The sequence below is a fragment of the Comamonas sp. genome, from assembly GCF_036666375.1.
GTDB lineage: Bacteria > Pseudomonadota > Gammaproteobacteria > Burkholderiales > Burkholderiaceae_C > Comamonas.
On the sequence record NZ_JAVWWA010000123.1, the window covers coordinates 1 to 14,126 of the forward strand.

General features: G+C 64.8%; 12 protein-coding genes and 2 pseudogenes. 7 read left to right on the forward strand and 7 right to left on the reverse strand.

Features of this window, described 5'->3' with window-relative positions; all coding sequences use genetic code 11:
* Positions 1-734: pseudogene (gene aceE, locus RR928_RS21560) on the reverse strand (pyruvate dehydrogenase (acetyl-transferring), homodimeric type); the annotation flags it as partial.
* Positions 735-1,010: 276 nt separating this feature from the next.
* Between aceE and RR928_RS21565 the strand changes: the two are divergent.
* The 6 genes from RR928_RS21565 (at position 1,011) to RR928_RS21590 (ending at position 9,699) form a co-directional block, all read left to right on the forward strand.
* Positions 1,011-3,620: a PAS domain-containing sensor histidine kinase gene (locus RR928_RS21565; RefSeq protein ID WP_332534680.1), complete on the forward strand. Its 2,610-nt coding sequence runs from the start codon at positions 1,011-1,013 to the stop codon at positions 3,618-3,620.
* Positions 3,617-4,255, forward strand: coding sequence for a response regulator transcription factor (locus tag RR928_RS21570; protein WP_175503911.1), 639 nt, complete (start codon positions 3,617-3,619; stop codon positions 4,253-4,255). Before RR928_RS21565 ends, RR928_RS21570 begins: the two co-directional genes overlap by 4 nt.
* Positions 4,256-4,330: 75 nt before the next feature.
* Positions 4,331-5,185, forward strand: a complete 855-nt coding sequence (folD, locus tag RR928_RS21575) for a bifunctional methylenetetrahydrofolate dehydrogenase/methenyltetrahydrofolate cyclohydrolase FolD (protein ID WP_332534681.1) — start codon at positions 4,331-4,333, stop codon at positions 5,183-5,185.
* A 148-nt stretch (positions 5,186-5,333) separates the two neighbouring features.
* Positions 5,334-7,391 carry a M3 family metallopeptidase gene (locus RR928_RS21580; RefSeq protein WP_332549574.1) on the forward strand — a complete coding sequence of 686 codons (2,058 nt, stop codon included), beginning with the start codon at positions 5,334-5,336 and terminating at the stop codon, positions 7,389-7,391.
* A gap of 63 nt (positions 7,392-7,454) precedes the next feature.
* On the forward strand, positions 7,455-8,111 hold the full coding sequence (locus RR928_RS21585; RefSeq protein ID WP_332534683.1) for a glutaredoxin family protein: 657 nt from the start codon (positions 7,455-7,457) through the stop codon (positions 8,109-8,111).
* A 337-nt stretch (positions 8,112-8,448) separates the two neighbouring features.
* Complete coding sequence (locus RR928_RS21590) at positions 8,449-9,699, forward strand: hypothetical protein (protein ID WP_332684194.1); 1,251 nt, start codon at positions 8,449-8,451, stop codon at positions 9,697-9,699.
* Positions 9,700-9,739: 40 nt separating this feature from the next.
* Here the strand turns inward: RR928_RS21590 and rpiA are convergent, their stop codons facing one another.
* Positions 9,740-10,432 (reverse strand): ribose-5-phosphate isomerase RpiA, encoded by a 693-nt coding sequence (gene rpiA, locus RR928_RS21595; protein ID WP_332534685.1) that lies wholly within the window; start codon positions 10,430-10,432, stop codon positions 9,740-9,742.
* A 34-nt stretch (positions 10,433-10,466) separates the two neighbouring features.
* Between rpiA and RR928_RS21600 the strand changes: the two genes are divergently transcribed.
* Complete coding sequence (locus RR928_RS21600) at positions 10,467-11,513, forward strand: quinone-dependent dihydroorotate dehydrogenase (protein WP_332534686.1); 1,047 nt, start codon at positions 10,467-10,469, stop codon at positions 11,511-11,513.
* Positions 11,514-11,595: 82 nt separating this feature from the next.
* Here the strand turns inward: RR928_RS21600 and RR928_RS21605 are convergent, their stop codons facing one another.
* The 5 genes and pseudogenes from RR928_RS21605 to RR928_RS21625 all read right to left on the reverse strand — a co-directional run.
* Positions 11,596-11,937, reverse strand: a complete 342-nt coding sequence (locus tag RR928_RS21605) for a hypothetical protein (protein ID WP_332534688.1) — start codon at positions 11,935-11,937, stop codon at positions 11,596-11,598.
* The gene (locus tag RR928_RS21610) at positions 11,934-12,329 is read right to left on the reverse strand and encodes a phage holin family protein (RefSeq protein ID WP_332534690.1); all 396 of its coding nucleotides are present in this window, start codon (positions 12,327-12,329) and stop codon (positions 11,934-11,936) included. Before RR928_RS21610 ends, RR928_RS21605 begins: the two co-directional genes overlap by 4 nt.
* Before the next feature lie 31 nt (positions 12,330-12,360).
* Complete coding sequence (locus tag RR928_RS21615; protein ID WP_332534692.1) at positions 12,361-12,672, reverse strand: DUF883 family protein; 312 nt, start codon at positions 12,670-12,672, stop codon at positions 12,361-12,363.
* A 141-nt stretch (positions 12,673-12,813) separates the two neighbouring features.
* On the reverse strand, positions 12,814-13,920 hold the full coding sequence (locus RR928_RS21620) for an NAD(P)/FAD-dependent oxidoreductase (RefSeq protein ID WP_332549576.1): 1,107 nt from the start codon (positions 13,918-13,920) through the stop codon (positions 12,814-12,816).
* Positions 13,921-13,995: 75 nt separating this feature from the next.
* Positions 13,996-14,126: pseudogene (locus RR928_RS21625) on the reverse strand (electron transfer flavoprotein subunit alpha/FixB family protein); the annotation flags it as partial.

The window sequence follows — 14,126 nt, forward strand, 5'->3', positions numbered from 1 at the left end:
CCGTCGCCGCAGAACACCCAGACCTTGCGGTTCTCGGTGTTGGCAATGCCGCGCGCGTGCAGGTACTTGAGGAAACGTGCCTGGTAGATGGCCATCAGCGGGCCCAGGCCCATGGACACCGTGGGGAACTGCCAGAACTCGGGCATCAGCTTGGGATGCGGGTAGCTCGACAGGCCCTTGCCGTCGACTTCCTGGCGGAAGTTCAGCAGCTGCTCTTCGCTGATGCGGCCTTCGAGGTAGGCGCGCGCATAGATGCCGGGCGACACATGGCCCTGGATGTAGAGGCAGTCGCCGCCGTGGTTCTCGCTCTCGGCATGCCAGAAATGGTTGAAGCCCGCGCCGAACATGTTGGCCAGCGAGGCGAACGAGCCGATGTGGCCGCCCAGGTCGCCGCCTTCGGGCGGATGGATGCGGTTGGCCTTGACGACCATCGCCATCGCGTTCCAGCGCATGTAGGCGCGCAGGCGGCCTTCGATCTCGAGGTTGCCGGGGCAGCGCGCCTCCTGCGAGGTCTCGAGCGTGTTCACATAGCCGGTATTGGCCGAGAACGGGCGGTCCACGCTGTTTTGGCGCGCGTGTTCGAGCAGCTCTTCGAGCAGCGCGTGGGCGTACTGCGCGCCCTCACGGTCGATCACGGCGGACAGCGCGTCCATCCATTCGCGGGTTTCTTGCTGATCGGTGCTGGCCACGGGGGTGGCGCCGGCGCCGGCCTGAGGGTCGGTCTGAGCTGTCATGGTGTCTCCTGGCAATAGGCGATAAACGAACAGTACGCGTTGAGCCCATTGTCATCGGGCCGGAATGCTCCTGCCAAATGCTCAACCAGCTGCCCTGCGCAAACGGCCGCAAACCGGCCGCCACTGAATGAATTTGATCGGAAGTTTCGCACATTTTCCGCAAATTTCAAATGATGCTTTTCAATTTCATAATGTGATATTTTGCTGCAAATGCACAATTCAAACGCAGGCTGAAGACCGCCGGAAAAGCGCGCCCTGCTCCTCTACACTCGGGCCATGGATCCCACTCCCGTCAAGCCTGCCGTCAGGCCCGCCGCATCCCCGCCTGGCGCGTCCGCGCCGGCCGCCCCGCATGTCCTGTCCGACACCATCGTTGCGCCCGCGCGCTGGTGGCGCAGCTGGTGGCGCAGCCTGTCGCCCACGCGACAGGACCGTTTTGCCGCGCTCGCACCGCTGGCCGCGGTGCTGATGTTTCTTGCGGCCATCGTGGTCGCGTTCTGGTATCTGCGCGTCGAGGAAGTCGAGCGCGAACAGGAAGCGCTGCGCCGCGATGTCGAATACGCCCAGCAGCGCGTGCGCCTGCGCCTGCTCGAACGCCAGGAGCAATTGATGCGCGTGGCGCGCGACATCGCCAACCAGGAGCTGGGTCGGGGCGACTTTGCGCGCCGCAGCGAAGCGCTGATCACCCAATACCCCGAGCTGCAGTCGATCAGCTGGATAGACGAGCACCAGCGCATACGCGCCAGCCATTCCGCGCCCACGGTGCACAGCGAACAGCTGCGCATCGCCGGCCAGATCCTGCGGCCGGGCGATACCGCGCGCACGTTTGCGCAGGTGCAGGACCTGCAGCAGCCGGTCTATTCGCAGTCGCTGGCGATAGCCGGCGAGCCGGTGCCGCTGCTGCAGCTGCAGGTGCCGATCAACAGCACGGGCGGCTTTGGCGGCGTGGTGCTGGGCGAGTACTCGGTCGACAGCCTGCTGCGCTACGGCACGCCGACCGAAGTGCTCGCACGCTACGCGGTCACCATGCTCGACGGCAGCGGCAAGCTGCTGGCCGGCACGGCCTTGTCGCAGCGTGCCAGCGGCAATGCCTGGCGCTGGTGGCGCGACCGCGCCAACGAATATGAGGTGCCGGTATCGCCCGTGGGCAGCGGCCTGGTGCTGCGCGCCCAGGCCTACCGCACTTCGCTGGGCTTTGTCGGCAACAGCCTGTTCTGGCTGGTAGGCACGCTCAGCGCCATGACGGCCTGGCTGCTGCTGGCCACCTGGCGCCATACGCGCCGGCGCATGCGCGCCCAGGAAGCGCTGGTCGCAGAGACCAACTTCCGCCGCGCCATGGAAAACTCGGTGCTGACCGGCATGCGCGCGCTCGACCTCGAAGGCCGGATCACCTATGTGAACGCCGCGTTCTGCCAGATGACGGGCTGGAGCGAAAGCGATCTGGTCGGCCAGTTGCCGCCCTACAGCTATTGGCCCAGCAACGAGTACGACAGCCTGCGGCTGAAGCTGCGCGACGAGCTCAGCGGCAAGACCATCGTCGGCGGCTTCCAGGTGCGCGTGCAGCGCAAGAACGGCAGCCAGTTCGACGCCCGCCTCTACGTCTCGCCGCTGATCGACGCCCACGGCCAGCACACGGGCTGGATGTCGTCGATGACCGACATCACCGAGCCCAACCGCATCCGCGAGCAGCTGTCGGCCTCGCACGAACGCTTCACCATCGTGCTCGAAGCGCTCGACGCCTCGGTGTCGGTCGCGCCGCTGGGCAGCGCCGAGCTGCTGTTTGCCAACAAGCTCTACCGCCAGTGGTTCGGCTCGCAGACCGACGGTCATCTGCAGCTGGTGGCCCAGGCCGGCGTGCTGCCCACGCGCCACACCGACTCCAACATGGACGACGAGGACGGCCTGATGGGCCTGCCCGCCGACCCGCTGACCAGCGCGCGCAGCGAGAACGCCGAGATCTTCCTGCCCGACCTGGGCAAATGGCTGGAAGTGCGCTCGCGCTACCTCAGCTGGGTCGACGGCCGTCTCGCACAGATGGTGATCGCCACCGACATCACGCCGCGGCGCCTGGCGCAGGAGCAGGCCGCGCGCCAGGCCGAGCACGCGCAATCGATCAGCCGCCTGATCACCATGGGCGAGATGGCGTCCAGCGTGGCGCACGAACTCAACCAGCCGCTCACGGCGATCAGCAACTACTGCAGCGGCATGATCTCGCGCAGCCAAAGCGGCCAGCTGAGCCAGGAGATGCTGCTCACGGCGCTGCAGAAGACCGCCCACCAGGCGCAGCGCGCAGGCCAGATCATCCAGCGCATACGCGCGTTCGTGAAGCGCAGCGAGCCCAACCGCACGCTGGCCCAGGTGGCCGACATGGTGAACGAAGCGGTGGAACTCGCCGACATCGAGCTGCGCCGCCACAACGTGCGTCTGACCCACCATATTGCCGAGCGGCTGCCGCCCGTTATGGCCGATGCCATCCTGATCGAGCAGGTGCTGGTCAACCTGATGAAGAATGGCGCCGAATCGATAGAGAATTCGCAGCGTCCGGGCCACCAGCGCAGTGTCGAACTGAGCGTGCTGCCGCGTGAAATCGAAGGCCAGCAGGTGGTCGAATTCACGGTGCAGGACACGGGCAAGGGCCTGCCGCCAGAAGTGCTCGAACGCCTGTTCGAAGCCTTCTTCACGACCAAGAGCGAAGGCATGGGAATGGGGCTCAATCTGTGCCGCAGCATTGTCGAGTCACACCATGGCCGAATGCGCGCGGAGAACCTCTACAATGGTTCAGATGTCATAGGCTGCCGCTTCACTTTCTGGCTGCCGCTCGCGGCTCCTGTGGATGCGACAGCGCTCACCACGACAACCGAACCCACACCAAGGACGATTGCATGAGTTTGATTCCGAAAAAAGGCACTGTGTATGTGGTGGACGACGACGAGGCCGTCCGTGATTCGTTGCAATGGTTGCTCGAAGGCAAGGACTACCGCGTGCGCTGCTTCGACGCCGCAGAATCCTTTCTGGCGCGCTATGACCCGCGTGAGGTCGCGTGCCTGATCGTCGACATCCGCATGGGCGGAATGACCGGCCTGGAACTGCAGGACCGCCTGATCGAACGCAAGTCGCCCCTGCCCATCGTGTTCATCACCGGACACGGCGATGTGCCCATGGCGGTGAACACCATGAAGAAGGGTGCGCTGGATTTCATCCAGAAGCCGTTCAATGAAGAAGAACTGCTGGGTCTGGTCGAGCGCATGCTGGACCACGCCCGCGAAGCCTTTGCCGGTCACCAGCAGGCCGCGAGCCGCGACGCGCTGCTCTCCAAGCTCACCAGCCGCGAAGCCCAGGTGCTCGAACGCATCGTCGCCGGTCGCCTGAACAAGCAGATCGCCGACGATCTGGGCATCAGCATCAAGACCGTGGAAGCGCACCGTGCCAACATCATGGAAAAGCTCAACGCCAACACCGTCGCCGACCTGCTGAAAATCGCGCTGGGACAAAACCAGCCCACAGGCAAGGTCCCGGCCTGATCCCTAGAATTACGGCAGGTACACGGCTGCTAGTGCCCCACGGTGCTAGCAGCATTTTTTATTGAGATTTCAAACATGACAGCCCAACTCATCGACGGCAACGCCCTCTCCCGCCAACTGCGCTCCGAAGTCGCCACGCGCGCCGCGGCACTCAAGGCGCGCGGCGTCACGCCCGGTCTGGCCGTGGTGCTGGTGGGCGACAACCCCGCCAGCCAGGTCTATGTGCGCAACAAGGTCAAGGCCTGCGAGGAAGCGGGCCTGCATTCGGTGCTCGAGAAGTACGACGCCAGCCTGACCGAAGCAGAACTGCTGGCGCGCGTCGAAGCGCTCAACAACGACCCCAGCATCCACGGCATCCTGGTGCAGCTGCCGCTGCCCGCGCACATCGACGACCACAAGGTCATCGAAGCGATCTCGCCGCTCAAGGATGTCGACGGCTTTCACGTCGCCAGCGCCGGCGCGCTGATGGTCGGTGAAGTCGGCTTCAAGGCCTGCACGCCCTACGGCTGCATGAAGATGCTCGAGTCCATAGGCATGAAGGATCTGCGCGGCAAGCACGCCGTGGTCATCGGCCGCTCGAACATCGTCGGCAAGCCCATGGCCATGATGCTGCTGCAGGCCAATGCCACCGTGACCGTGTGCCACAGCGGCACGGCCGACCTGGGTGCGATGACGCGCCAGGCCGACATCGTGGTCGCTGCCGTGGGCAAGCGCAACGTGCTGACGGCCGACATGGTCAAGCCCGGCGCCGTGGTGATCGACGTGGGCATGAACCGCAACGACGAAGGCAAGCTCTGCGGCGACGTGGACTTTGCGGGCGTCAAGGAAGTCGCGGGCTACATTACCCCCGTGCCCGGCGGTGTCGGCCCGATGACGATTACGATGCTTTTGGTCAGCACCGTGGAAGCGGCCGAGCGGACCGCGGCCTGAGCGACAGTTCTAAGGGTGTGCCCCGCTCGCATGCCCGGCACCTCGACGTTCAGCGCGAACGAAGCCAGCCGCTTGAACTGAACCTGTCCAAGCCTGCTGCTTTCACTCACCGCTTGAAATTATTAGTTACGCCGCCACATAAGCACGCATGAGCAATCCACTTCTCGACAAAACCGACCTGCCCCTGTTCGACCGCATCCAGCCCGAACATGTGCAGCCCGCGATCAATGAATTGATGGAGCAAGCCAGCAAGGCGCTGGAAACGGTCACCGCCGCGGATTTCCCCGCGCGCTGGGAATCGATTGCCGGCGTGCTCGATGTCGCAACCGAGAAGTTCTCCAGTGCCTGGGGCGCCGTAAGCCACCTCAACAGCGTGGCTGACACGCCCGAGTTGCGCGCCGCCTACAACGAAGCTCTGCCCAAGGTCACCGAGTTCTGGACACGCCTGGGTGCAGACGAGCGGCTGTACGCCAAGTACAAGGCCATCGATCCGGCCACGCTCAACCCCGAGCAGCGCCGTGCCTGGGACAACGCCATCCGCAACTTCGTGCTGTCGGGTGCCGAACTGCAGGGCGAAGCCAAGGCGCGCTTCGCGCAGATCCAGGAACGCGCGGCCGAGCTGAGCCAGAAGTTCAGCGAGAACGCGCTCGACGCCACCGATGCGTTCGCCTACTACGCAACGCTCGATGAGCTCGAAGGCGTGCCCGCCGATGTGCAGCAGGCCGCACGCACCGCCGCCGAAGCCGAAGGCCAGGCCGGCTACAAGCTCACGCTGAAGATGCCCTGCTACCTGCCCGTGATGCAGTTCGCGCGCAGCAGCAGCCTGCGCGAAACGCTCTACAAGGCCTATGTCACGCGCGCCTCCGACCAGGCCGCGGGCGATGCCCGGAAATTCGACAACAGCGCCAACATCCGCGAAATCCTGGCGCTGCGCCAGGAGGAAGCCCAGCTGCTGGGCTACGCCACCTTCGCCGACCTGTCGCTGGTCACCAAGATGGCGAAATCTCCGGCCGAAGTCATCACCTTCCTGCGCGACCTCGCGCACCGCGCGCGCCCCTTCGCCGAGAAAGACGTTGCCGACCTGCGCGCGTTTGCCAAGGAAGAACTGGGCCTGGCCGATCCCCAGCCCTGGGACTGGAGCTATATCTCCGAAAAGCTCAAGGAAGCGCGCTATGCGTTCAGCGAGCAGGAGGTCAAGCAATACTTTCCCGCCCCCAAGGTGCTCGCCGGGCTGTTCAAGATCGTCGAAACCCTGTTCGAAGTCAGCATCCGCCGCGATGTCGCTCCGGTCTGGAACCCCGCGGTCGAGTTCTACCGCATCGAGCGCGCAGGCAGCAACGGCCCCGAGCTGGTCGGCCAGTTCTACCTCGACCAGCCGGCGCGCAAGGGCAAGCGCGGCGGCGCCTGGATGGACGATGTGCGCGCGCGCTGGCTGCGCCCCGACAACCACCAGCTGCAGACGCCCGTCGCGCATCTGGTCTGCAACTTCGCCGACGGTGTCGACGGCAAGCCCGCGCTGCTGACGCACGACGACGTGATCACGCTGTTCCATGAAACCGGCCACGGTCTGCACCATCTGCTGACCCGGGTCAACGAACGCGATGTTTCGGGCATCAGCGGCGTCGAATGGGATGCGGTCGAGCTGCCCAGCCAATTCATGGAAAACTTCTGCTGGGAATGGAATGTGCTCGAGCACATGACCGCCCATGTGGACACCGGCGAGCCGCTGCCGCGCGCGCTGTACGACAAGATGACGGCGGCGAAGAACTTCCAGAGCGGCATGGGCACGCTGCGCCAGATCGAGTTCTCGCTGTTCGACATGCTGCTGCACACCACGCACCAGCCGGCCGACGACATCATGCCGCTGCTGGCCCAGGTACGCGCCGAAGTCGCGGTGCTGCCCGCACCGCCCTACAGCCGCACGGCCCACACGTTCAGCCATATCTTCGCGGGCGGTTACGCCGCGGGCTACTACAGCTACAAGTGGGCCGAAGTGCTCAGCGCCGACGCCTACGCGGCTTTCGAGGAAACGCAGCTGCCCGACGGCAGCAATGCACCCGAGACCGGCCGTCGCTACCGCGCCGCGATTCTCGAAGCCGGCGGCAGCCGCCCGGCCATGGACTCGTTCAAGGCCTTCCGCGGCCGCGAGCCTTCTCTGGACGCCTTGCTGCGCCACCAGGGCATGGCCGAACCGCTGGCGGCCTGACCAGGCGCAGGCGGCTCACCGCCGCCTGCCCGCCCTGCCCCTTCTTTTCACCAGGTTCCTGCCATGCTTGTTTCGCCCTCTCTGCAGCGCTCGGCACTGGTTGCGGTCATGGCGCTCGCCGTCACCGCATTCGCGGTGAATGAAGCCACGGCCCAGGCCATCTACCGCAGCGTAGGCCCCGACGGGCGCGTGACATTTTCCGACCGCGAGCCCAAAGCCGCGCGCGCCGCCGTGACCTCCGAAGATGCGCGCGCTCCGGGCAACGCCAGCGATGCCCTGCCCTATGCGCTGCGCGACGTGCAGGCACGTTTTCCCGTGACGCTTTACACCGGCAGCGACTGCAGCCCCTGCGCCAGCGCACGCGCGCTGCTCACGGCGCGCGGCATTCCCTTCACCGAACTGAGCGTACAGACCAACGCCGACATCCAGGCGCTGCAGGCGCTCAGCGGCCAGCGCCAGCTGCCGTTTGCGACCATAGGACGCCAGCATCTCACAGGCTTTGCGGCCGACGAATGGCGCCAATACCTGGATGCAGCGGGCTACCCGCAGACTTCGGCCCTGCCCGCAAATTACCGCCAAGTGCCCGTGCGGCCGCTGGCCACGCCGCCCGCGCCAGCCGCGCCCGCTGCCGCACCCGCCGGGACAGAACGCCGCATGGAGATGCCGCCTGCGTCGTACAACCGCGTGACACCCACCAATCCCGCAGGCCTGAGCTTCTGAGCCGCCAGCGCCGGCAAGGCCGGAGATGCGCCGCGCCAGCCCTTTGGCGCGGCAAGAAGCCACCACGCCAATCCCGCTCGGCACTCTGAATTTGCCGACCACGCCGCGCGCCATGCGCAGCCGAACGCCCGGCGGCAAGCCCGTGCCCCCGGGGCGGGAATTCTCTGCATCCATACATCTATCGAAATGGTGCCGACTTGCATCGCTTGATAGTCAAAAACTATTTATTATTTATTTTTGATAGAATTTCCACCAGGGCACGGATCGCTCATGCGCCTGAGCAACGACTGCCCCGTCTCCCCGCACTTTTGCAGTACTTCTACAAGGTTTAAAAATCATGGACAAGCAACCGCCTCAGGAGAGCACGCTGGACACTCTGATCAAGTCACTCCCGCCCACCGACAACACAACCCAAGATACCGAAGATGCTGTCCCGGCAGAGCCCCGCTCGGACGGCCCCGCGGCTGTCAACGCCTCGACCGAGCAGATTGCCGCGGCCAACCAGGTGTACCTACAACTCCAGGCAGTGAAGGCCGAAGTGGTCAGGCTGGACCGCGGACTGGGCGATCGGATGGCTGCCGGTGAAAGAGAGGTCGCGAGAATGGCCCAGCAACTAGACCACTCTTCGACACAGAGCGTCATTCACCGCGGCATGCTACAAGTGGCCGAGGATGAGCTCGCCCAACTGGACTCCTACTGGGCGCAGCACAATATGACAGAACGGATGTGGATGGCTTTACAAAAGGACCACATTGAAGGCCTGCAAGCAGCTGAACACGCGGCTGCGACTGCCCACCTTCGGCAGTTCCAAGGCCACGCGCTCGACGATCCTGCTCGAGTGCCGGGCCACCTCATCCGGGCTTTAACACAAGCCCGCGTCGACCCCCAAGCGCTCGCACGCCCGCTGGTGGACGCACTCAGAGAAATCATAGAAGAAATCAACCAAGCCTATTTCGTGGAAGAAAATGCGCAAGAGTACAGCGACCCAACGTACACGCAAACGAAGATCTACCTGGTGAGGCAGGACCTGGCCAAGCTCGAGAAGCTGTTGGACGAAGAAGCTGTTTTACAGCGGCGCACGTCTGTTTCGCTTAGCAAGGCAATAGATGAACAGGACGACATTGCAGCCCAGAGGCAGACGCTGTCCGATTTTCTGCAACGCACAAACGCGGTCAAGGAACCCGTCAGCAGCAGTGTGGACGACCTGATTCAATTTGCCTACGACATCGCCAAATTCTACGCGGATGCGCCGTCGATCAGCACGCTGACAAACCTCCGCCTCAAATTGGTTGAATCAGTAGCAGAGCTGGGCGAGCGCTTTGGCATGCGCGAGGATCTGCTGCGCTGTTCGTATGGCTATGCAGAGTCGACAGTCCCGCAAGATGAAGGCGAAAGCGACAACGATTCAATTGACGAATGGTCGCTGATATCCAGCAACTACGTCTGGAACCCCGGACACACTCGCACCATCCATGTCGAGTCGGAGGAGTCCGACGACAGCGAAGAAGGCACCGATATCGATGAGCTGAACCCGCTGCTGCAGCCGCCAGGCTCCATGTGGGATGGGGCCCCCAACGGCCTGCCATGACCCACGCCGAGCATGGCACGTTGACCATGGCCGCGCGGGGTCAGTAGGCGATGGTGCGCACGCCCTGTGCCGTGCCAAGAAGGCATACCGAAGCCTTCTGGTGGGCAAACACGCCTACAGTGACCACGCCCGGCCACTGATTGACTTCGGACTCGAAGGCCAGCGGATCGGCAATCGACAGGCCGCGCACATCCAGAATGTGCTGACCGTTGTCGGTCACCAGCGGCTGGCCGTCCTTGAGGCGCAGCGTGGCGTTCGCACCGCGCGCTTCGAAGCGGCGCGCGATCTGCTGCGCAGCCATGGGAATCACTTCGACGGGCAGAGGGAACGCGCCCAGCGCATCGACCAGCTTGGATTCGTCGGCAATACAGATGAAACGCTTTGCGAGCGCGGCGACGATCTTCTCGCGCGTCAATGCCGCGCCGCCGCCCTTGACCATATAGCCCTTGCCGTCGATCTCGTCGGCGCCGTCGATGTACACCGACAGCGACTCGACCTCGTTGGCGTCGAACACCGCGATGCCCAGCGCCTTCAGGCGCTCGGTGCTGGCCACCGAGCTGGAAACCGCGCCGCGGATCTGGTCCTTGATGGTCGCCAGCGCGTCGATGAACTTGTTGACCGTCGAGCCCGTGCCCACGCCGACGATTTCGCCTGGCTGCACATATTGGAGGGCAGCTTGTCCCACCAGGGTTTTGAGTTCATCTTGGGAAAGGGCTGCAGCAGGTGTCGTCATGGGAGAGAATTGGAAGTAATCACCGAATTATCCAATGTCTCTTATTCCCTACGCACTGGCTAGACCCTTTCTGTTCCGGCTCGACGCCGAAGCAGCCCATGACCTGACCATGAACCTGCTGGCGCGCGGCCAGGGCACGCCGCTGCAATGGGCCTGGTCGCAACCCATGGTATCGGACCCGATCGAACTCGCCGGACTGCGCTTTCCCAACCGCGTGGGCATGGCCGCGGGCCTGGACAAGAACGCGCGCTGCATCGATGCGCTCAGCGCCATGGGCTTTGGCTTTGTCGAAGTCGGCACCGTGACGCCCAAGCCCCAGCCGGGCAATCCGCAGCCGCGCATGTTCCGCATTCCCCAGGCCAGGGCTCTGGTCAACCGCCTGGGCTTCAACAACCAGGGGCTGGAGGCATTCATCGCCAACGTGCGCGAGTCGAAATGCCGCGCCCAGGGCAAGCCCATGCTGCTGGGCCTGAACATCGGCAAGAACGCGCTCACGCCCATAGAGGAAGCGACCAGCGACTACCTGATCGCGCTGGAAGGCGTGTACCCGCATGCCGACTATGTGACCGTGAACATCAGCTCGCCCAACACCAAGAATCTGCGCGCGCTGCAAAGCGACGACGCGCTTGATGGCCTGCTGGGCGCGATCGCCGTGCGCCGCGAGCAGTTGGCCGCGCAGCACGGCCGGCGCGTGCCGCTGTTCGTCAAGATCGCGCCCGATCTCGACGCCGACCAGGTCGCGGTGATCGCCGCGACGCTGCAGCGCCACGGCATGGACGGCGTGATCGCCACCAACACCACCATCCGCCGCGAAGCCGTCCAGGGCATGGCGCATGCCGAGGAAGCCGGCGGGCTGTCCGGCGCGCCGGTGCGCGAGGCCAGCAACCATGTGATACGCCAGCTGCGCACCGCGCTGGGCCCCAAGTTCCCCATCATCGGCGTGGGCGGCATCATGAGCGCCGCCGATGCCGTGGAAAAGATCCATGCGGGCGCCGATGTCGTGCAGATCTACAGCGGCCTGATCTACGAAGGCCCGGCGCTGGTGCAGCGCGCGGCCAGGGCGATTCGCGCGCTGCGCTGAGTTGCGCGCGCAAAAAGAAAAAGCCGTGGCTGCTGGCAGCGCACGGCTTTTTCGCGTCCGGCACGCGCCGGATTCGCCGCCCTTAGCGGCGGTATTTCATCACCAGCGGCAACACAATGCCCGACCAGCGGATCAGCCGCCGCGGACCCACGGCGAGGGCCGCTACGGCCGCAGCCGCGACCGCCATGGGATGCAGCCGCGCAAAGGCCACCAGCCGCTCCGACAGCGGACCGGAGGTAGGCATATGTGCCGATTGCTGGCTTTGCAAGGCCAGCGCCTGGGCGCGCGCGCTGCGCCGCGCATTCAGGCGCTCGCGCTGCGTCGCAATACGCAGCAGCACGGCGCGGTGCGTTTCGGGCAGCGAAGGATCAAGCGCCGCGGCCTTGGCCTTGAGGCTGTCGGCAGAAGTCGTGGAAGTGTTCACAGCTTCTCCTTGAGCGAGCGCCAATCCTGCGCGAGCTCATTGCGTGTCAGCGCGAAAGCATTTCCGGCCTTGCGCAGCGTGGACCACAGACCCAGCAGCAAGCCGGCCCAGATCAACAACCAGGCACCGGCCACGCTCCAGGCGACCGTGACGCGTTCGGGCGAATCCCAGAAATGCACCAGCAGCGCCATCGAGAGCACGATCAAGGTCACCACGGTGAGCCCCGCCAGCGCGATGCCCAGCACCACGACGGAGATCAATCGGCGTTTCTGATCCTGCCATTCGAGGCGGGCGAGATCGAGGCGGTCTTCGGCCGCGATCGCGCCTTCGATCACATTGGCGCGCCAGCGCGCTATCCAAGCGTCGATCCCGAGTAGAGACAACCAGTTCACATCCATGTCCGGTGGATCGCTGCCGCGCGGTTCAGCGGCGCGACAGCAGGAAGCCGATGACTGCGCCGGCGGCGAGGGCCGCGCCGGCGACACGCCAGGGTTCGTCGTGCGCGTACTGATCCGCAGCCATGGCCGCATCCTTGGCCTGGCGGGCGGCTTCGCGTGCGGCGCGCACGGCCGAGTCGCGGGCGGATTCGATGCCTTCATCCAGGCGCTTGCGCAGCACCTGGATCTCGGGCAACGAGTCCAGAGTCTTGCTGTCGACCAAGCCGCGCAGATCGCTCACCAGTTTTTCCAGGTCAGAAGGAGCGTGGGCGATGGTTTCGGATACGGATTTAGTCATGAAGGCCTTTCGGATGGACAATAAAAACAGGCGCCGGCAAAACGCATGCGAGGTGAGTCACCTACAAGCGCCTACTGGCGTCATGGCTTCATCTTAGCGAATGCAGAGGCAAGCACCAAGAGAATCTGGGCCGCAGCGCTGTCAGACAGCTCCCACAATTGCGCTTACAGACTCGGCAAGCGCAAGGCAGCTGGTCAATCCGGGCGACTCGATGCCGAACAGGTTGACCAGGCCGGGAACGCCGTGATCGCTCGGCCCCTGCAGCACGAAGTCGGCGGAGGGCGCGTCGGGCGCGCTGATCTTGGGCCGAATGCCCGCGTAGCCGGGCGCAAGTGCTCCGTCGCGCAGACCGGGCCAGTAGCTGCGCACCGCCGCATAGAACGCCTCGCCGCGCCGTGGATCCACCACCAGATCGTCAGGCCCGTCAACCCACTCGACATCGGGGCCGAACTTGGCCTGGCCGCCCAGGTCCAGCGTCAGATGCACCCCCAAACCTGCGGCTTCGGGCACCGGGTAGATGAGGCGCGAGAACGGGCTGCGTCCACTCAGCGTGAAATAGCTGCCCTTGGCGTAATAGGCGCTGGGAACCACGTCCGCGGGCAGGCCGTCGAACGTCCGGGCCAGACCGGGCGCGTGCAGGCCCGCCGCATTGACCACGGTACGCGCCAGCAGCTCCATGCCGTCGGCCGTATGCAGCACTATGCCTTCGGGCGTGACTTCGGCGCGCAGCACGCGCGCATGAAATGCCACCAGGCCGCCGGCGTTTTCCAGGTCACCCTGCAGCGACAGCATCAGCGCATGGCTGTCGACGATGCCCGTGCTGGGCGAGTGCAGCGCGGCAACGCACTGCAGCGCGGGTTCCATGGCGCGCGCCTGCCCGGCATCGATCAGCACCAGATCATCGACGCCGTTGGCCAGGGCCTTGAGGCGAATCGATTCGAGCGTCGCGCGCTGGGCTTCGCTGGTGGCCACAATCAGCTTGCCGCAGCGCTTGAACGGCAGGCCGCGCTCTTCGCAGTAGGCGTAGAGCAGCTGCTTGCCGCGCACGCACAGCCGCGCCTTGAGCGAGCCTTCGGGGTAATAGATGCCCGCATGAATGACTTCGCTGTTGCGCGAACTGGTGCCCGTGCCTATGGCCTCGGCCGCTTCCAGCACCATCACTTCCCTGCCCTGCAGCGCCAGGGCGCGCGCCACGGCCAGGCCCACGACACCGGCGCCGATAACGACGCAATCCACACTTTCACGCATTGCCACCCCTGCTTGCAAAAAAACGATTTTGCCGCCGAAAGCAGGACTGCACGGGCAAACGCGTCACATTCCGCGCTACACCGCCGCGGCCAGATCAGGCACGGCGCCGAACAGATCGGCTTCCAGGCCGTAATCGGCGACCGAGAAGATAGGCGCTTCGGGGTCCTTGTTGATCGCCACGATCACCTTGGAGTCCTTCATGCCGG